Annotated in this window: 14 protein-coding genes; 5 read left to right on the top strand and 9 right to left on the bottom strand. The window is 52.6% G+C overall.

Going from position 1 to position 20,551, the window contains the following annotated elements; translation table 11 throughout:
* Positions 1-39: 39 nt before the first annotated feature.
* Positions 40-1,911, top strand: coding sequence for an asparagine synthase (glutamine-hydrolyzing) (asnB, locus tag ACFMKP_RS18090; protein ID WP_382293799.1), 1,872 nt, complete (start codon positions 40-42; stop codon positions 1,909-1,911).
* Positions 1,908-3,092, top strand: coding sequence for a glycosyltransferase family 4 protein (locus ACFMKP_RS18085; protein ID WP_382293797.1), 1,185 nt, complete (start codon positions 1,908-1,910; stop codon positions 3,090-3,092). Before asnB ends, ACFMKP_RS18085 begins: the two co-directional genes overlap by 4 nt.
* Here ACFMKP_RS18085 and ACFMKP_RS18080 read toward each other — a convergent pair.
* Positions 3,089-3,808, bottom strand: coding sequence for an esterase family protein (locus ACFMKP_RS18080; protein ID WP_054535649.1), 720 nt, complete (start codon positions 3,806-3,808; stop codon positions 3,089-3,091). The genes ACFMKP_RS18085 and ACFMKP_RS18080 overlap by 4 nt on opposite strands.
* 124 nt (positions 3,809-3,932) lie before the next feature.
* On the opposite strand from ACFMKP_RS18080, the gene ACFMKP_RS18075 reads away from it, so the two are divergent.
* Complete coding sequence (locus ACFMKP_RS18075) at positions 3,933-4,745, top strand: glycoside hydrolase family 16 protein (protein WP_382293795.1); 813 nt, start codon at positions 3,933-3,935, stop codon at positions 4,743-4,745.
* Between the two features lie 257 nt (positions 4,746-5,002).
* Here ACFMKP_RS18075 and phoU read toward each other — a convergent pair whose 3' ends face one another.
* The 8 genes from phoU to ACFMKP_RS18035 all read right to left on the bottom strand — a co-directional run bounded on the left by phoU (position 5,003) and on the right by ACFMKP_RS18035 (position 14,148).
* On the bottom strand, positions 5,003-5,728 hold the full coding sequence (phoU, locus tag ACFMKP_RS18070) for a phosphate signaling complex protein PhoU (RefSeq protein ID WP_382293794.1): 726 nt from the start codon (positions 5,726-5,728) through the stop codon (positions 5,003-5,005).
* 41 nt (positions 5,729-5,769) lie between these two features.
* Positions 5,770-6,567, bottom strand: a complete 798-nt coding sequence (gene pstB / locus ACFMKP_RS18065) for a phosphate ABC transporter ATP-binding protein PstB (protein WP_382293792.1) — start codon at positions 6,565-6,567, stop codon at positions 5,770-5,772.
* Positions 6,568-6,570: 3 nt separating this feature from the next.
* On the bottom strand, positions 6,571-7,821 hold the full coding sequence (pstA, locus tag ACFMKP_RS18060; protein ID WP_382293790.1) for a phosphate ABC transporter permease PstA: 1,251 nt from the start codon (positions 7,819-7,821) through the stop codon (positions 6,571-6,573).
* Positions 7,821-8,762, bottom strand: coding sequence for a phosphate ABC transporter permease subunit PstC (gene pstC / locus ACFMKP_RS18055; RefSeq protein ID WP_110519461.1), 942 nt, complete (start codon positions 8,760-8,762; stop codon positions 7,821-7,823). The genes pstA and pstC overlap by 1 nt, the downstream gene beginning before the upstream one ends.
* A 120-nt stretch (positions 8,763-8,882) precedes the next feature.
* Complete coding sequence (locus tag ACFMKP_RS18050; protein WP_382293788.1) at positions 8,883-10,850, bottom strand: PstS family phosphate ABC transporter substrate-binding protein; 1,968 nt, start codon at positions 10,848-10,850, stop codon at positions 8,883-8,885.
* Positions 10,851-11,013: 163 nt separating this feature from the next.
* Positions 11,014-11,253: a hypothetical protein gene (locus tag ACFMKP_RS18045; protein ID WP_382293786.1), complete on the bottom strand. Its 240-nt coding sequence runs from the start codon at positions 11,251-11,253 to the stop codon at positions 11,014-11,016.
* Positions 11,254-11,360: 107 nt separating this feature from the next.
* Complete coding sequence (locus ACFMKP_RS18040; protein WP_382293784.1) at positions 11,361-13,337, bottom strand: tetratricopeptide repeat protein; 1,977 nt, start codon at positions 13,335-13,337, stop codon at positions 11,361-11,363.
* 322 nt (positions 13,338-13,659) lie between these two features.
* Positions 13,660-14,148, bottom strand: coding sequence for a hypothetical protein (locus ACFMKP_RS18035; protein ID WP_382293782.1), 489 nt, complete (start codon positions 14,146-14,148; stop codon positions 13,660-13,662).
* A gap of 173 nt (positions 14,149-14,321) precedes the next feature.
* On the opposite strand from ACFMKP_RS18035, the gene ACFMKP_RS18030 reads away from it, so the two are divergent.
* Both ACFMKP_RS18030 and ACFMKP_RS18025 read left to right on the top strand, forming a co-directional pair.
* Positions 14,322-17,717 (top strand): GEVED domain-containing protein, encoded by a 3,396-nt coding sequence (locus tag ACFMKP_RS18030; protein WP_382293780.1) that lies wholly within the window; start codon positions 14,322-14,324, stop codon positions 17,715-17,717.
* Between the two features lie 149 nt (positions 17,718-17,866).
* Entirely contained in the window at positions 17,867-20,434 is a 2,568-nt protein-coding gene (locus ACFMKP_RS18025) for a clostripain-related cysteine peptidase (protein ID WP_382293778.1), read from the top strand.
* Positions 20,435-20,551: the final 117 nt, after the last annotated feature.

The following is a 20,551-nucleotide window of genomic DNA, read 5'->3' as shown; positions in this document are numbered from 1 at the left end:
GCATTCTGCACCTGCTATTACCCACGTTTGGAGCGTCGTATGTGTGGCATTACGGGCCATCTCGAATGGCATGGCATGGCTCAGGCGGCAATTCTTGAGCAACAAACCGAGGCAATTCGCCATCGCGGGCCGGATAGTGCAGGCTTTTTTTGGGTTAATCAGGTTGCGCTGGGTATGCGCCGCTTGGCAATTATCGACCTTGCGCATGGAGAACAACCAATGTTCAGCCGCGATGCTGATTTGGCGTTGGTGTTCAACGGCGAGATTTATAATTTCCCAGCTTTGCGCGAGCAATTGCAGCAGCTTGGCCAAACCTTCGATAGCCATAGCGACACCGAAGTGATTGTACGCGGCATCGAGCAATGGGGGATTGCAGGTTGTGTTGAGCGCTTAAACGGCATGTTTGCCTTGGCGATTTGGCAACAGCAAGCCCAACGGCTCACGCTGGTGCGCGATCGGCTGGGCATCAAGCCGCTCTACTGGTACGCAGATGGCCAGCGCTTGGTCTTTGGTTCAGAGATCAAGGCAATTTTGGCGCATCCGGCAGTGCCACGCCAAATCAATCTCCACGGCCTCGCCAATTACCTGAGTTTTGGCCATAGCCTCGCACCGCAAACCATGCTCCAAGGTATTTACAAAGTCGAGCCAGCCCACATCATGAGCTGGGATATTGCCAATCAAACGATGCATCGACAACGCTATTGGCAATTGCAGCCAAATATCACGCCAATTGCCCCTGCCGCAGCTGCCGCCGAAGTGTATAGCCGTTTGCGCGAGGCTGTGCGCTTGCAGCTGATTAGCGATGTGCCACTGGGAGCGTTTCTCAGCGGTGGCCTCGATTCAAGCATTATCGTGGGCTTGATGAGCCGCTTGGGAGCCGCACCAATTAACACATTTAGCGTAGGTTTTGCCAATCAGCAGGGTTTTAACGAATTGCCCGATGCAGCTTTGGTGGCGCAGCATTTTGGCAGCAAGCACCACGAATTATTGCTCGATGCCAACGATTTGGTTGGCGCTTTACAGACCTTGGTCTACCACTACGATGAGCCATTTGGCGATGCTGCTGGCTTGCCGGTGTATCTTGTTTCGCGTTTTGCTCGCGAGCATGTCAAAGTGGTGTTGACGGGTGAGGGCAGCGATGAACAATGGGCTGGCTATCGGCGCTATCAAGCTGAATTACTCGCCCGGATGCTGAAATATATGCCTGGCCACCAAGCGCTTGGCACGCTAATTCGCCAATTGCCACGCAACCGCCGCTTAAAACAAGCAATCCGCAGTTTAGAGCAACGTGATCCTGCTCGGCGCTATGCAGCTTGGCTCACCATTGCCGATCTCCAGCAGCGCCAGCGGTTGCTGCAACCGCAGTTGAGCGCAGCGCTTGGCGATTATGCACCAGAGCAAATCTACGATCAGGTGTATCCACGCAGCGGCGCAGCCTTGACTAACATGGGCTTGGCCGATTTGCAGACGTGGTTGCCTGATACCTATTTAGAAAAAGTTGATAAGGCTTCGATGGCCGCGAGTATTGAGGCGCGCGTGCCATTTCTCGACCATACGTTGGTTGAATGGACAATGAATTTGCCGAATAGCTTAAAATTGCGTGGCCGCCAAACCAAGTGGCTGCTGCGTCAAGCCTTTGGCGAAATGCTGCCGCAACGCACGCTACGCAAGCCCAAACATGGCTTTGCAGTGCCAACCGATCCGTGGTTTCGCGGCGCGCTCAGCAACTGGACAGCAGAAATTCTATTTGATCAACGCACCTTGGCGCGAGGTCTGTTCAACGCCCAAGAGGTACGCCGCATCTACCAAGCGCATCGCGATGGCAAAGAAGTCGCGGATACCTTATTGTGGCTATTGCTGAACCTCGAACTGTGGCAGCGAATCTATCTTGATCGCGAGGGACGGCTATGAATCAACCGTTGGTGCTGCATATTGCCACCGCCGATATGGGCTTGCGCTTTTTGCTGCTCGAACAGATGCAGGCAATTCAATATGCAGGCTATCGGGTACGCGGGGTTGCCAGCGACGGCCCGTATCGCGCCGAAGTTGAGGCCGCTGGGATTCCGGTTGAGGTCGTGACTATGCCGCGCTCGGTCACGCCAACGAGTGATTTAGTGGCTGTGGCCAAGTTGGTGCGTTTATTTCGCCAACTCAAACCAACGATTGTGCACACGCATAATCCCAAGCCTGGCTTGCTTGGCCAGCTAGCAGCGCGGCTTGCAGGCGTGCCAATTATCATCAACACGATTCATGGCTTTTATTTTCATGAACATTCGAGCGCCAAGCAACGGAACTTTTACATTGCCATGGAAAAAATCGCCGCTCGCTGTTCGCATGCGATTCTCTCGCAAAATCGCGAAGATTTGAATACAGCCTTGGCGCATAAAATCGCACGGCCAGAGCAAATCAGCCTGTTGGGCAATGGGATTAATCTACAACAGTTTGATCGTCGCGCCGTGAGTCAAGCCGAAATCCAAGCTGCCCGCCAAGCTTTGGGCATTCCTGCCGATGCGCAGGTGATTGGTGCGGTTGGGCGTTTGGTGGCTGAAAAAGGCTATCACGAGTTGTTTCGGGCTTGCCAACAACTGATGGCAACCAGGCCAAATCTGCATTTGCTGATGGTTGGCCCAGAAGAACCACATAAAGCCGATGGTCTAACCGCCGCAACTGCCACCGAATATGGGATTGCTGAGCGCAGCCATTTTGCAGGCATGCGCCGCGATATGCCAGTGCTCTATTGCTTGATGGATGTTTTGGCCCATCCCTCGTATCGTGAGGGCTTTCCGCGTGCGCCGATGGAAGCTAGCGCAATGGGCGTGCCAGTCGTTGCTAGCGCTATTCGCGGCTGCCGCGAAACCGTAATCCATGGCATGAATGGCATGTTGGTGCCAGTGCGCGACGCTGCGGCCTTAGCCCAAAGCCTTGGCCGCATCCTCGATGATCGGCTGTTGCGTGAGGCCTTTTCGCGCTTAGCTCGCCAAGTTGCTGAGCGTGAGTTTGATCAACAACGGGTTTTTGAGCGGGTGCTGTTGAGCTACGCCGAACAATTGCAAGCCCGAGGCCTCGCCGTGCCAACGCCAATTCGGCGCTAATCGTGGCCTTGAATATATTTGGGCAGCATTTGCTCCCAATATGGCCAATCGTGGGCCCAGCCATCCCAAACCCGCAAGGCATTGCCAACGCCGTGATTCCACAAATTATCCGAAAGCACTTGATTGCTATGGTAGCTAGGGTCGTCGCGGCCAATTGCCAAAATAATATCCAGTTGGCGCAAATGAGCTAGTTGGTTGGCATCGTGCAAATGGGCCGTGTACTCAGTCGGCGTGTTGAAATAAACCTGATCATCGCTATAGCCATCCATAAATGAGCGCATATTGTAGCGACCACTCAAGCCCAAGCAACGCCGAAACAGGTGGGGGTGGCGCAAGGCAAGATTCACCGCGTGAAAAGCTCCGAACGAGCAACCAAGGCTCATCAAAAATTGATTTTGATTGAAATTACGCAGCCACGGCACAACTTCGCCGATCAAATACTGTTCATATTGCAAATGGCGGCCAATGCGCCCGCTAGGATGCGCCCATTTGCAATACCAACTTTCAGCATCAACACTATCAACACAAATTAATTGCAGCCAACCACGCTCAAGATGTTCGGCCAAAAGCCCGGTCATGCCACGATCTTCAAACTCGAAAAAACGGCCCATTGAGGTTGGAAAAACCAAGACTGGCGCGCCATGATGGCCAAACAACAGAAGCTCCATGTCGCGGCCAAGCGCTGAACTATGCCAACGATGATATGAACGATGCATCGGCGTTCCTCACACTGAGAACCATCACAGCGAGTATAGCATGAACCAGCCTTTGCGGCTTAACAAAATCTGCGAAGCCGCCTAGAATAGCTCAAATATGCTGTGAGCAAAGGATTTCGCGACCATGGATTTAACCACTGCAATGCCTGCCAACCCAGTCGAAAAACCAGGCTATCGCTTAGAATTTCAAGATGAATTTAGCACCAACACACTTGATCAAGCCAAATGGCTACCGTTTTATCTGCCGCAATGGAGTTCGCGTGAGCGTTCAGCGCCGCGCTATCAATTGGCCAACACCAGCTTAATCTTGGAAATTCAGGCCGATCAAGCGCCGTGGTGTCCTGAGTTCGATGGCCAAACTCGCTGCTCGTCGTTGCAAACGGGGGTGTTTGGTGGAGCCTTGGGTAGTCCATTCGGCCAACATCGCTTCAACCAAGCCTGCGTCGTGCGTGAGCTGCAAGATTCGATTCGAACCTACACGCCGCACTATGGCTATTTTGAAATGCGCGCCAAAGCCACAATTGGCCCCAATAACGTCGTGGCCTTGTGGATGATTGGCTTCGAGGATCAGCCTGAACATTCCGGCGAGCTAGCAATTATGGAGATCAAAGGCTGGAATATTGGCGCTGAGGGCTTGAAATTAGGCTATGGCGTGCATCCTTGGGGCGATTCGCAGCTCACCGATGAGTTTTTTGAGGATGAGGTGGCGCTTGAGGTGAGCGATTATCATATTTACGCTGCCGAATGGACACCCAGCCAGATTGATATTTATCTTGATAATCGTAAATTGCGCACGATTCAGCAATCGCCCAACTATCCAATGCAATTTATGCTCGGAATTTACGATTTGCCGCAGCGCCAAGCAAGCACAGTCGCGTATCCCCACACATTTGAGATCGATTATGTGCGTGGCTATCAGCCATTGAATGGGTATTAATATGGTATTCCCTCACCCCCCAGCCCCCTCTCCCACTGGACGCGGGCGAGGAGGAGCCTTTGATTTTTTAATTTATCATGGCAAACCCACTAAACCAGAAGCCCCTCTCCCACTGGACGCGGGCGAGGGGGAGCACCCGTTTTCACCACCAATCATGCAAAAACCACAAGATTAAAGCCCCTCGCCCGCCACGTGGGAGAGGGGTTGGGGTGAGGGGATCTAATTATTCATGCTTTCATGCAATTCGTGGCTAAAAACTAGGATTTATCGGCTTCTTCTTTGCGCAGCCGATGTTTGTCGATGATGCCAGTGGCGATAAAGCTGGTTCGTTCGCCAATGTTGATGGTGCGGTCGGCGATGCGCTCTAGGTTGTGGGCAATCCACAAATAATACATTGCACGCTCAACATGGTCGGGTTGGCTGCGCATGGTGGCAAACGTCCAGGCCAAGGTTTCACGATACAGGCCATCAATCTCATCGTCGGAGAGTTCGAGGCGCTCGGCTGCTTGCGGATCGCGATTGTGCAAGGCATCGAGGGCATCGCGCAACATTGCTTGAGCCTTCAAGGCCATCGTTTTAATTTGCGGGGGCTGAGCCAATTGGGGCAATTCGATACAGCGAATCACCAACTCGGCAATACCCTCAGCATAATCGCCAATGCGCTCAAGCTCCGAGGCCAGCTCCAAAAACATGCTGACCACCCGCAAATCGCGGGCCATGGGCTGTTGGTGGGTAATCACGCTCAGGGCGTTGGTTTCAATCTGATAGCGCAAATCATCGATTACATTATCGTTGGCAATAACTTGACGGGCAAAAATCGGCTCGTTGCGTTCAAGTGACCACAACGCATCGCGCACGGCCAAAGCAACCCGATTGCCCATATCCCGAATCTGGCCTTCTAGCTCGGCCAAGGCATGCAGAAAACGTTCGCGCATTCGAACCTCGCGGCCACGTGGTGGCAGATATACAAGAGCAACGAACATTGTCCGTTGCTCATTGCTCGATTTTGCACCCTATTGGCGAATTAACCGAAGCGTCCGGTGATGTAATCTTCGGTACGTTTGTCTTTGGGATTGGTGAATAAATCGCCGGTTGGGCCATATTCGACCAGCTCGCCCGCCCGTTGATCGTTCATCAAGAAAAAGGCTGTGTAATCGGAGGCGCGAGCTGCTTGTTGCATATTGTGGGTCACAATTGCAATCGTATAGCGTTGGCGCAACTCCATCATCAACTCCTCGATTTTCAAGGTGCTGATGGGGTCGAGCGCCGAACATGGCTCGTCCATCAAAATAACTTCTGGCTCGACGGCCAAGGCGCGAGCAATGCACAAGCGCTGTTGCTGGCCACCAGAGAGCGCCAAACCACTTTCCTTCAACTTATTCTTAACATCATCCCATAAGGCGGCTTGGCGCAGACAGCGCTCGACCAAATCGTCCATCTCGCTTTTGGTGCCCTTCCAGCCGTTGATCCGTGGGCCAAAGGCAATGTTATCGTAGATGCTTTTGGGAAATGGATTGGGCTTTTGAAACACCATGCCGATGCGGCGACGGACTTCTACCGCGTCAACATCGTTGGCATACAAGTTTTGCTCGTGGAACAACACTTCGCCTTCGACGCGCGCGCCATTGACCAAATCGTTCATGCGGTTGAGCGAGCGCAGCACCGTGCTTTTGCCACAGCCAGAAGGGCCGATCAGCGCGGTAATTTTGTTGCGTTCGATATTCAGCGAAACATTATTGATGGCGCGGAATGCCCCATAGTAGACATTCATATTGCGCACAACCAAGGTGTGTTGAGCAGGATCAGTTTGTTTCTCGGTCATGGCTTAACCTCGTTTGCTGAAGCGATTGCGTAACACGACGGCAATGGCATTGAGCGATAGCAACATCACCAACAACACCACAATTGCCGAGGCCGCAATATGGGCAAATTCTGGTTGTGGTCGCGATGTCCAGTTGTAAATTTGAATCGGCAGGGCGGTAAATTTGGCAAATGGGCCATCGGGATCGGTCACGATAAAGGTCGAAGCGCCAACCACAATCAAGGGAGCGGTTTCGCCGATTGCCCGCGAAATTGCCAAAATGGTGCCAGTGAAGATGCCAGGCAAGGCGTTTGGCAACACATGATGCCAAATTGTTTGCCATTTGGTTGCCCCAAGGCCATAGCTTGCTTGGCGCAACGACAACGGCACAGCCCGAATTGCTTCTTGGCCGTTGATAATCATAATTGGCAAAATCAGCAACATCATCGTGAGCGAGGCAGCCACAATCGTGCGGCCATTGCCACTATCAGCGCCGAAAATTCGCCCGCTGGTTATTGGCTCAAGCGTGCGCACGAAAATTACCAAACCGAGCATCCCATAAATAATCGATGGCACGCCAGCCAGATTATTAATATTGGTTTGGATGATGCGGTTAAAGCGATTGTCGGTGGCATACTCTTCGAGGTAAATCGCTGCGCCAACCCCAATTGGAAAGGCAAACAAAATCGTGATTGCGATCATCCACAATGAGCCAAGCAGCGCGGTGCGCACGCCAGCGCGCAGCGGATCGCTCGACATTGGCGTGGTCAAAAAGCTGGTCGAAATCCACGAACGGAATTCCAGCTTCGCTTCGGGAAAATCGCTGGCAACTTGGGCATCGATTGCCGCTTTGTTGAACCACGAATCGCGTAGCGTCCACGTTTCGAGGGTTTGAGGCTTTAAAACGCGCTCAATCACCAAATCGTAAACTTCGCTATCGCTGCGGTTGGCCATGGGCTTTTCGTTTTCCAAGGTGCGAAAGGCGTTCTTGCGCATATTGCCTTGCAACACCGCGACCAACTCTTCCTTGTTGAGTTCATCAAGCGGTTTATCGCTGACAGTTGCAGGGTCAACCGCATATTCGATGGCAACATAGCCAAAGACTTCATTGGCGACGTTGTAAATCAACAAGCTCAGGGCAATCAAGCCAAAGATGGTTGCCGAAAGAAAGATTGTGCGCCAGATTGCGCCCTTGCGGCGACGGCTAGCTACATTGCGGCGCGACGCTTCACCTTGAGGCAACCCTGATTTAACATCTTCATTCAGTGTTGTCATTATTCGTATACCTCACGGAAGCGGCGTACCAAGCGACGGCTGATCATATTGAGACCAAGGGTCATCAAGAACAGGGTCAAGCCAATCGCGAAGATACTGTTATAGTCGATGCTGGCATAACTTAAGTCGCCACCGCTAATCCGCGCGATGTGACCAGTCATGGTTTCGGCGGCTTCGAAGGGATTGAAGGTGAAGGTTGGTTTAGCACCAGCCGCCACGGCCACAATCATCGTTTCGCCAACTGCCCGCGAAATCGCTACCACGAAGGCCGCAATAATGCCCGAAATACCTGCTGGCAAAACCACTTTGATTGCGGTTTCGAGTCGGGTTGCGCCCAAGCCATACGCACCTTCACGCAACGTCCGAGGCACAGCGCTGAGCGCATCTTCGCTCATCGACGAGACCAGCGGGATAATCATAATCCCCATTACCAAGCCTGCCGAAGCCATGTTATAGATATTGACATTGGCTTCACCAAAGACCGACTTGAGCAAGGGAGTCATAAATTTGAGCGCGAAGTAGCCATAGACTACGGTTGGCACGCCTGCGAGGACTTCCAGGACTGGTTTGAGAATGCTGCGAGCGCGGCGCGAAGCGTATTCGCTGAGATAAATTGCCGCTGCGAGGCCGGTTGGCAATGCAATACACATTGCGATGGTTGAAGTGAGCAACGTCGAGAGCAGCAAAGGCAAAATCCCAAACTCATCAATTTGGGGCGACCAAACGGTGTTGGTCACAAATTCGACAATGCTAACTTGGCGAAAGAATGCAATTGATTCTGAGCCAAGCACAATCACGATCCCGATGGTTGTGAACATTGAAAGCACGCCACAAAAGAGCAAAAATCCTTGGATGATGCTTTCACCAAGGCGTGGCTGCTTTTTCAGGCTAAACGGGCGAGTTGTCTCACGTTGCGAGGTCGTAATACGACGGCTATCCATACCAATACTCACCTTATCGTCCATTGAAACCTCCCGGTTTTGAATCGGGGTTTGTGTAGGTCAACAGGCTGCGGAGCTAAACTCCGCAGCCTGTGCCATGGTACCATAAACCCTTGGTGCTTACTTGGTTGCGTCGAGCAGGTGTTGTTTGGCTTCGTTCAAGGCTTCGGCACTGGCTGGGAAGTAGCCAACTTCCACGATGACTTCGTTGACATTGGTCAAGTAGTAGTTGATGAAGGCTGCTACTTGAGGCTTTTCGGCCAAAATGTTCTTGGCTGAGTAAATGTACAACGGACGCGCCAACGAGTAGCTACCATCTTCCGTGGTCGCTTCGGTTGGTTCCACGCTGTCAATCGTCAAGGCTTTCAGCTTGGTTTTGTTTTCGTTGTAGTAGGCGTAGCCGAAGTAGCCAATCGCATTGGCATCGCCTTCGATCCCCGTCACCAAGACGTTATCGTCTTCGCTCAACTGGGGATTTGCACCCAACATGTATTTTTGTTCTTTCGCGTAGAAGTGTTCGACGAAATAGTCGAAGGTGCCGCTATCGGTGCCTGGGCTGTAGAGCTTGATCGCTTCGGCTGGATAGCTGGCATCCACTTGGTCCCAGGTTTTGTAGGTACCTGAGAAGATGTCGGCGACTTGGGCTTCGGTCAAGTTGCTAACGAAGGTGTTTTTGCTGCTGACCACGACGGCCAAGGCATCGGTGCCGACGCGGAATTCAATCACGTCGCGGCCTTTGGCGGCGCATGCTTTGGCTTCTTCGTCTTTGATCGCGCGGCTGGCGTTGGCGATGTCGGTTTCGGCGGCGGTACAGAAGCGTTCGAAGCCAGCACCGGTGCCGATGCTATCGATCGTAATGTTGCCTTTGTAGCCATCTTCGCCGAAGATTTCAGCGACGGCTTCGCTCAACGGATAGACCGTTGATGAACCGGCGGTCACAATATCGCCTTGCACCGTTGCTGGGTCGACTTCTTCGAGGGTTACGGCGTTGCCAGTGTTGGTGTTGCCACCGGTGCTGCTGCTGCCACCGCTCAAAGCATCGACCAAATGTTGTTTGGCTTCGGCCAACGCTTCAGCGCTAGCTGGGAAGTAGCCAACTTCCACGATAACATCGTTAACATTGGTCAAGTAGTAGTTGATGAAGGCTGCTACTTGGGGCTTTTCGGCCAAAATGTTCTTGGCTGAATAAATGTACAACGGACGGGCCAACGAGTAGCTGCCATCTTCGGTGGTCGCTTCGGTTGGTTCCACGCTGTCAATCGTCAAGGCTTTGAGCTTGGTTTTGTTTTCGTTGTAGTAGGCGTAGCCGAAGTAGCCAATCGCGTTGGCATCGCCTTCGATCCCCGTCACCAAGACGTTATCGTCTTCGCTCAATTGAGGATTTGCACCCAAGATGTATTTTTGTTCTTTCGCGTAGAAGTGTTCGACGAAGTAGTCGAAGGTGCCGCTATCGGTGCCTGGGCTATAGAGCTTGATCGCTTCGGCTGGATAGCTGGCATCCACTTGGTCCCAGGTTTTGTAGGTACCTGAGAAGATGTCGGCGACTTGGGCTTCGGTCAAGTTGCTAACGAAGGTGTTTTTGCTGCTGACCACGACAGCCAAGGCATCGGTGCCGACGCGGAATTCAATTACGTCACGGCCTTTATCGGCGCAGGCTTTAGCTTCTTCGTCTTTGATCGCGCGGCTGGCGTTGGCGATGTCGGTTTCGGCGGCGGTACAGAAGCGTTCGAAGCCAGCACCGGTGCCGATGCTATCGATCGTAATGTTGCCTTTGTAACCATCTTCGCCGAAGATTTCAGCGACGGCTTCGCTCAACGGATAGACCGTTGATGAACCGGCGGTCACAATATCGCCTTGCACCGTTGCTGGGTCGACTTCAGCCAAACCACCAGCGGGAACTTCAGCGGTTGCTTCAACTGATGGAGTTGCAGCAGCTTCAGTGGTTGTGGCAGTAGTTGCAGCAGTTTCAGCAGTGGTTGCTGTCGCTGCGGTTGTTGGTGCAGTGGTTGGAGTGCTGTCGCCGCCACATGCTGCGAGCATTGTCAGCAACATAATTGAGGCAAGCATTAAACTCAGCAGTTTCCGCATGATCTGGATTCCTCCGAAAAAGAAATTTCTGTACTATGCAAATTGAATTATGTGCATCACGTGAGAGCAGTCTAAATCGCTTTACTTAAACTGCTTTGATCGCTGTGTTAAGTTCCGATTAAATCTTGGTGCAATGCTGAGTGCGGTGGATTAATCGCGTGGGTTAAACATCAATCACATTTAAACCATAGGAATGCAGAAATTCGCGTACCGAAGGCGTATCGGGCAAGGCCACAAGTTGGCGAATATCCAAGCGCGAAAGCACCACTTCAACCGCCCGAATGCTGCCCCGTTGATCAAGATAAGCATGACGGCCAAGCACTGGTGCATCGATTTGCCAGCCCTGTTGCATGTGGTAGCGCACAAGTTCTAAGCGTTTGTTCGCATCGTCTAGGTGAACCATAAGCGATCAAGCCTCCGTGATGCGCAATTGCGCAGTTCAACGTCGTTCTGCTTGATCAGACCATGCTTGGGTTATGTTGAGGTTAATCGCTGGTCAAATTATCACGATCAAAGCAGATTTTGCTTGGATTGCGGCAGTTGATAGCTGGTCGAACGGCCATCGCCAGAACGCACCAGCACATTACGCTCGACCAAATCGTTCAAATCGCGGGCTGCTTGCTTGGGCGAAATTTGGGTTAGCTCACGGTAATCGCGGTTGGTAATCGACGGATGCTGTTTGAGATAATCGAAAATTTGTTGCTGACGCTCGTTCAATTCGATGCTTGGCGGGTATAAGCCAGGGTAATTTTCGGCCAAACTGTGCAATTCATTTAACAACCGATCAAGGCCGCTGGCTTGAGCCAATTGAATCGCCTCGGCATAATAGTGGCGCATTAGCTGGGTTTGGCCCAATTCGGCGTAGGCTTCGGCCAAATCGTAGCAGGTGTTGGCTTGCCAATTGTGGTTGTGCATGGCCGCAAAAATTTGGTAAGCAGCCAGATAATGCTCAACTGCCAGCACCAACTCTTGCATCCAAAAGCAACATGCGCCAATGCTTTTTTGACACAGGCCTTGCATGCGCCGATTGCCCGTGCGATTGGCCAAATTCAGGCTTTGCTCAAAATAGTCAAGTGCTTGGGCATAATGGCCAAGGTCGAGGTAATCGTAGCCCAAATTATGCGCAATATGGGTCATCAACAGGCTGTGGTTCACTTCGTTGGCTGCCAACCACGCCGCTTGATGCTGATTGATCGCCTCGGCATGCTCGCCACGATGGGCATAGAACATGCCGCGGGCATTGGCCAATTCAGCCCATGCCCCCCGATCAAGCGGGTCGATCAAGGCTGCGGCTTGCTCAAGACTGGCTTGGGCCTGCTCAAAATCGCGCTGATCCTGAAACCACATCCATGCTTGCTCCAAGCAAACCCGATAGCGCAAAGGATCGTTGGGCGCTGCACGCTCCACAATCGCAAGGCTATAGTTGAAATGGGCTTGGGCTTCCATCGTGCTCTGCGAGCGAAAAGCCTTGCCCCGTTTGTAATAGGCTTCTGCTTTGAGCAAAGGTTCGTTGGCAGCCAAGGCTGCTTGGTACTCGCCCAACGCGGTTTGAACATCGTTCATGGTCATTGCCACATCGCCGCTGACCAATTTGAGCCGAAACCAGAGTTGGGCTTGCTGAATATCGTGGGCTTGAATTTGCGCCAGCATTTCGCCCAAAGCGCGGCCCTGCAAATTATCAACAATCGTTTGATGCTCAGCGATAATCAGGCTGGCTGCTTGATCGTAGGCTTGGGCGTGCAGCCAATGCTGAATTGCTGGCAGCGGCTCATTGTGTTGTAATAATTCGGCCAATTGCTGATGCCAGCGCCGCCGTTCGGCAGCACTAATTTGGTTGTGCAAAAAAGGGCGTAATTTCTCGACCAAGGCCAAGCCGTTTGGTTTGAGCAGGCCATGCTCGGCCAATTGTTGAAATGTTGGCTCGGCAATGGCATTTAATTCGAGCCAGCGCTCCAGCCAGCGTTGAGCTAGCGGTTGTTGGATAAAGGCCAGCATGCGGGCGAGGGTTTGTTCAGCAGCAGTTAATTGTGGATAGAGCGCAATAATCGCATGGTTTGGAATGCTCGGGCTGGGATGTTGCAATTCTTCAATCAACAATTTGGCCAAGCTTTGGATGGCTTGGTTACGAATGGGATAGATTGTTTGCTCGACCACACCCATGGCTTCTGCAAGGTCGGCTATGCGCAAACCTTCGGCGTAAAAGCCCGCCAAAACGTTGTATTGTCGCCAGGGTAAGGCCAACCAATGGCGCTCGCCGTGAGGCCGAATGCGCTCAATCAGCCACCACAAAAGTGCTTGAACCGCCCGTCCAAGCTCAGCCGAACCGTGAGGCCGATCACCAATATACCAGCGTTCGATGATCTGGCAGCTGGCTAATGGCGACCCAGCTAAAAACAACAAATCGCCTTCACGCGCGTGGCGTAGCGCTTCCGCCAGCATTTTTTCGATAGTTGGGAGATCGTAGCTCAACAAGTCAGGCTGATTCATGGTACATCCTTGTCCAAATAGCGCATGCTCCTCGCTCTCCCCTACAAGGGTCGGTTTTAAGATCCCCTCACCCCAACCCCTCTCCCGTGGTGCGGGCGAGGGGCTTTAGACGGTGGTTTTTCCGCCATTTTTTGGTAGACACTGATCGGCTCCCCGTCGCCCGCGTTTTCGTGGGAGAGGGGGTTGGGGGGTGAGGGAACGCTCCACCGCCGACCAATCGCTCAAAATCTACCCTTGTAAGGTCGGGAGTGAGGGCATGCTCCACATCAGACTTTGTATTAAAAATCTACACCCATAAACCTCGCTCTCCTCGCAATGCTGGCTAGCGAATGGTTTGGATGAGTTGATAGGCGTTAAATAGGGCTAGGCTCACAGCAACCAGCAACACCCCAAGCGCAACTGAACGCCGCGCCATGCTCAAATTGGCCCACGTCACATGGTCTTGGATTGCTGGCACAAACACATCGTTTGACGCTGCATTTTGGCGTGGATAGGTGCTTGGTTGGCGCAGCAATATCAGATCCATACTATCGCGAAAACCACTGGTAACTTGGCCACGCAGGCTATGAAACACTTGGATCAAGGCCAAGAAGAGCGGTGAGCAGGCGAATACAAATTGCAAGTGCAGCGGAAAACGTGGCAACGACTTCAAGCCAATCAACACAAAAAATCCGACTGGTAGCCAGCCCATAATCGCATACCACAACCAGACGCTGCTTTTGGTACGCTGCCAAGCAACAAAATAGGCCAGGTTATACCACGCTAAGCCCAGCAACCCACCAATAAAACTGAGCCAAATAAACATCTGCATCGAGCCAATCCTTTAATCCTAATCAGGTCATGATACGAATTCAATCGCTTAAAAATAGCTAAAAACGTTAGAGCTAATTTGATTGAGTTGGATGCTTGGGCCTGCGATACTAAAACCAGCTTCCACTACGTCCCCGCCATGGTTTCGTTCCACCCCCGTGTAAGGAGGATTGTATGTCGTTGGTTCTACGTCGTTTTGGCATGATCGCCTTTATGGTCATGTTCATTTTAGCATTAGCGATTGGCAGTTCTGCCAAAGCCGCGCCGCAGGCTCAGGCCGATGCTGAAAGCCTCGATCTTGGCGATGCGCCATCGTCGAACAACAATTTTGGCTTGATGATGGATGCCTATAGCGGTGTGCCCGCCAAGTATCCAACCGTCTACTCGACCGTGCCCAATGGGCCTTCGCACATCTTTGCCAAGCTGATTCACCTTGGCCCCGGTGTAAGCCAAGAAGCTGAAGCCGACACAGGCTTTGATGCTGATGGCCCAAATAACATCAACCCGAGCAGCAATACTGCCAACCAAGATCGCTACGACAACGCCTTCCTCAGTCCGTTGGACATCAATAGCTTGCCCAACTGCCAGCCAACCCAAATCCGTTATCAAGTAACGGTCGATCCAAGCTGGACTGGTGGCACAATCAAGCTGTATACCAACCTGTGGTTCGATTGGGATCGCAGCGGCTATTGGGGGAGTGCAAGCTTCTTCTGTAATAATACTCCCACCACCGAATGGTCAGTTCAAAACAATGTTAACGTGATCACAGGGCCAGGAACCTATATTTTTAGCACCTCGGCCTTCTTGCCAGTCAATACCAACAGCAACAAACCCTTGTGGATGCGGATTTCGCTCAGTGAAAGCCCAGCGACCAACGACGATGGTCGTGGCCCAGCCAACCGCTGGAAATATGGCGAAACCGAAGATTATTTATTGACTGGCACCGATCAGCCAACGCTGGTGCCGACCCGCACCTTTACCCCAACCCCAGTGCCAACTCGCACCTTTACCCCAACGCCAACCGCAACCGCGACGGCAACCAACACCCCAACGCCACCACCAACCCGGACATTTACCCCAACGCCAGCCAACGATATTATCTCCGATCTTGGCGACGCACCCGACTCGACCAACCACTTCTCGACCAGCATGTTGGCCTATGCGCCATCGACTGGCGCACGCTACCCAACCGTCTTCGACCCCAGCACGGGCTTGCCCGAAGGCCCGTTCCACTACGATGCCAAACAAATTGTGCTTGGTGCTTCATCAACCTTCGAACGTGAGGCAGACACTGGCTTCGATGCTGATGGCCCGAATAATATTCAGCCAAGCAGCAATCAGCCCAACCTCGATCGCGCCGACGATACCTTCTACTTAGGCGTGCCAACGGTCAATAGTTTCTTGCCAGCTTGCCAAAGCGAAACCCTCGATTATCAGGTTACGGTCAACAGCGTGCCAGCAGGTGTCAACCGCTTGTATGTCAACGTCTGGATCGACTGGAACCGCAGCGGTTTCTGGGGCGGTTCGGTGCAGTGCCCAGGTGCATTGGTCAATGAATGGGCCGTGCAAAACCAAATGATTCCGGTCACCAGCGGCAACTATGTTTCAACCAGCTTCCTGAGTGGCTTGCAAGCAAGCAATTTGGGCAATATCTGGATGCGGATTACAATTAGCGAAAGCCCAGCAACCAACGACGATGGCCGTGGCCCAAGCAGCGGCTGGAAATATGGCGAAACTGAAGATTATCTGTTGCGCTATACAACCGATGTTACGCCAACCCCAACGAACACACCAACTAATACGCCAACCCCAACTATTACGCCGAGCATTACGCCGAGCTTCACCCCAACCCCAATCACGCCAACCCCACCGCCTGCAATCAGCGATTTAGGCGATGCCCCCGATTCAACCAATAACTTCGGCGCTAACATGACGACCTACGTCAGCGGTGTAATTGCGCGCTTCCCAACGGTGTTTAGCGGTGCTGCGCCAATTGGCCCCTACCACCGCGATGCCCGCCGCTATCACCTTGGGCGCAAAGTAAGCTTTGAAAAAGAAGCCGATGTTGGATTCGACATCGATTATACCCATAACATCTCGCCAACCCTCAACATGAACGACCAAGATCGCGCCGATGACGGATTAGTTAGCCCACGCACGTTGCAGGCGTATCGAAACTGTACTGCTACGCGGTTTACCTATACCGTCACCAATAATACGGCATCAAACATAACGGTCTATTTCAACTCATGGTGGGATTGGAACCGCAGCGGCAATTGGGGCGGCACGTTCCAATGTCCCAATGCGCTATCCAACGAATGGGCGGTGCAAAATCAAGCAATTGTGCTGGCACCTGGGGTCAATACCTTTACCACGCCAACATTCTTCCCCTACCATCCACCCCAACGGGCAGGTATTTGGTTCCGCATGACCGTCAGCCCAACTCCAGCTAGCGCCGCTGATGGCCGTGGCCCAACCAGTGGCTGGGAGTTTGGCGAAACCGAGGATTATATCTTTATGCCTGATTTGGGCGATGCACCTGATAGCAATAACAGTGCAGCCGCCAATATTCTAGCCTATTCGCCAGCAACCCAAGGCTTCTTCCCGACCATTTTCAATCGGGTTCCAGCAGCCTTGCCCAAAGGCCCATTACACCAAAATTTAGGCTTGCCCTATATGCTTGGCAAGACCCTAACCGCCGAAACTGAGGCCGATGTTGGGCTTGATGACGACGCGACGACCAACATTCAAACCGCGCTCAACCGCGGCAATTACGATCGCGCCGACGATGCCTTTAGCGGCGGCCCACCAACCGCCAACAGCCTTGGCCATTGCCGTGCCAACCGACTGCCCTACACCGTGACCTTGCCCCACAATCCGCCGCAAACTGGCTCAATGACCGCCTATGTCAATGTGTGGATCGATTGGGGAGTCAATGGCCAATGGGGTACAAGCTATAGCTGTGTCGATAGCTTGGGCGTAACCCGTACTGCCAACGAGTGGGCTGTGCAAAACCAAGTGATCAATCTGAGTGGCCCGAATACCTATAGCTTGTTCACATCGACGTTCTATTCATACCAGCCAACCATGCCCTACAAGCCACTTTGGCTGCGCATTACCATCAGCAACACACCAGCAGCCGCTGCTGATGGCCGTGGCCCAACTGCTGGCTGGGCCTATGGCGAAACCGAGGATTATCAACTCAAGGTCTTGCTGACCCACGTGGTTGGTGGCCATGTCCGCGATGTAGCTGGCTTGCCAATCGCCGATGCCAATGTCTACTTGTATCGACGCAGCACAACTGGCAATCCAAGCCCTGAGTTTGTTGCCAGCACCCAAACCGACGAACAAGGCAATTACGAAGTGAGTGGCGAAGCTAACGGAGAATACTTGGTCTTTGTCGAGCAGGCTGGCTACCAATCAATCTGGTACAAAAATGCAGCCACTGCTGCTCAAGCCCAGCCAATTTCAGTCGCCGAGCCTGGAGTCAGTCAGATTGACGTGACCCTCGTTGCCAATGGTGGAACAGAGCCAGACCCAGACCCAGAACTAACGACCCGCAAAAAATAACTGGCACTGCTCGCCAATTTAAACAATGAAGTTACCAACGCTTGTTCGGCCAATTATGGCTTGGGCAGGCGTTGGCGTTTGCGGAGGATTATTCGATGAAAACGCGTCTGCTTCGGTGTTGCTTGCTAATCGGGTTACTTCTGAGTGCCATGCTCCCGCCAATCGTGAGCCATGCAGCACCCCAAGCAGCGCCATTGGTGGCCATCTACATTTTGGCCTACGATAATCGACTCGATAGCCCAATGAATTTAACGCCCTACTATGCCCAAACCCTCACTAGCATCACCAATGCAACCATTGGCCAGCCCGATTTGACGGCAATTGTGTTAACTGATCTTGCAGGAATGGGCGATACCCACGTGCGGGTTGTCCACAACGGCAATGTCAACACATTAATTGGTCTGCCTGATCGTGATGGCAGCGTCGATAGCAACCTTAAAGAATATGATCTGACCGATGGCAAAACCTTGGGTGGCTTTTTGCGCTGGGCTAAAAGCAGCTATCTGGCCCAAATCTATACCCTGAGTTATATTGGTCATGGCGTGCCCGTCATGCCCGATATTGAGATTGCGGCGATTAGCGCGCCAGAAGAACGCCCAGCCAGCATTAATTTGCCGCCCTTGCCCACCCGCATCGGAGCCAACGCCGATGTAACCGACCACACCTTACCCATCAGCAGCACCGCCTATAGTGCGCTCTCGCCCAACGATTTGGCCTTGGCCTTGGCAATTGCCGCGCCAGTTGGCCCACGCTTTGCAGTGATCGATGTGCTGATGTGTTTTGCTGGCTCGGTTGAGGCTTTATATCCGCTGGCACCCTATGCCGACTATCTCACCGCCTCGCCCAATTATGCTTTTTTCGACCCAACCATGCCCGGCAATGCCTTGATTGGCTTAAACAGCAACCCAACTGCGTTGCAAATGGCCGAGCATATCGTCAACACCTACCACAATCAATTGCCCAGCACTGATCACCCACGGATTTTGAGCGTGATTGCCGCCGATCAATTGGTTGGATTGAAAACAAGTTGGGATACGCTCTCAAATGCGATCTATCTGAGTTTGCTCAATCCAAGCCAGCGCCCAGCAACCCGCACAGCCTTATTCAATGCCTACGTTCAAAGCAAAAAATACGATTTATCCTACTGCGAGCCAAGCGATTGGCAGCTCGATGCACCTGATGGCTTGGTTGATTTACGCACTTTTGCTCATGCGCTGAGCCAAACATTTAGCAATCTCAACCCACAGATTGCTAGCTTGGCCATTCAAGCCCGCAACCGAATTCGCAATAGCTATGGCGATCCAATGGTGGTGGTCTATCGCGTGGTCGATAACGATTATCCGTGGTTCGACCCAACCCCAAGCCAATGGCTGTTCGATGGCCCAAGCGCGCTGAGTATCGACGATGACGCTGCTGGCTTGAGCTTGTATGCCGATTTGCAAGGCCTGCCCGTAACTGGCGCGACCGAATTAAGCTGGCATGCCCATTGGTATCACGATGATGCGACCCAGCCCGATAATCCCAACCCACTGGCATTTTTAGCCGATCTCAGCCAGCGCAATGGCTGGGATGAAGTGTTTCAGGAATATTGGCGCGATATTGATTTGCAAACTGCTCTGTGTACGCCAAGTTTGCCAGCATCCCGCGATCAAGCCACGCCACGTGCCGACATCAGCCTTAGCCAACTTGGCCCAAGCGAAAGCGACTTAGCGGTCAATGAATCAATTCGTTTGAATGTGGGCTTGAATCTCAGCCGCGCGGTACAACGCAGCGATTTGCGCTTTGAGGTAGTTCGCAATGGCACGCTGGTATTTAGCGATAGTCTGCAATTGACCAAGCTTGAAGCTGGCAGCCAACGCATCTATGCCCAAAAAATTTGGCAACCAACCACGGCTGGGGTATATAGCGTGCGCGTCGTTGGCGATAGCGGCCAGCATGTGCAAGAAAGTAACGAGAGCAATAATCTGCTCAGTCGCTCGATCAGCATTAGTGCCAGCACGCTACGCCGCCCAATCATCAATGCCAACACTCACAATAACCTGCAATTATCGAATAGCCCAACCCTCACCTTGAATGTGCAACAACAAACCAACAGCGGCAAGCCAATTTCAAGCTTGCTCATCCAAGCCTATCAATATCAAGCGAGTGCTGGCAACCCACGTTTGCAAACCCCAGTTTTGCGCACAACAACCACGATTAATCAGCTGAGTTTGCCCACTGTTCAGCTGAGCCTTGCGGGCTTGGAGCCAGGCGCAGTGCTGTTGTATATTTGGGGTACATCGAGCAATGGTACAAGCCTAATTCCGGTGATTGTGCGGACGAATTATGCGCCCTTGCCAGCGACGATCAATCCAAGCCAAAAACACGTTTTTCGCTTTATGCTCAAACGCCAGCAAGCCCAAACCTTTAAACTGCAAAGCCAAGTTGGCAACAGCAACCTCCACGCGTGGGAACCCTATATTTGGACTGCACCAACCCAACAAGCAACCAGCAACGGGATTGATCAGATCAGCTATAACCCAACGCCGTTAGCTGGCGAATATATTGTTCAAGTGAGCAGCAGCGATAGCAGTCGCTATCTGTTTACGGCCATGCCCAACCCACAAACTGGACGCACTGTAGAAGTTGTAAGCAGCAAACAACCACGCCCAATCTTCGCAGAGCCAAATCCATTTTTGCCAACCCATCAGCTATTTATGCCCGCTGTGCAGCAGTAATTAACGAGTGCCCTCACCCCAACCCCTCTCCCGTGGCGCGGGTTTAAGGGCGGACAGGGACGCGTAAACAGGGGATACAGAACGACCTCAGGTTGGTATACTGGATGGTGCAAACCA

Origin of the sequence: Herpetosiphon sp. NSE202 (assembly GCF_042688385.1) — a bacterium.
In the GTDB taxonomy this organism is placed as follows: Bacteria; Chloroflexota; Chloroflexia; order Chloroflexales; family Herpetosiphonaceae; genus Herpetosiphon.
This window is presented reverse-complemented; position numbering and strand designations above follow the sequence as displayed.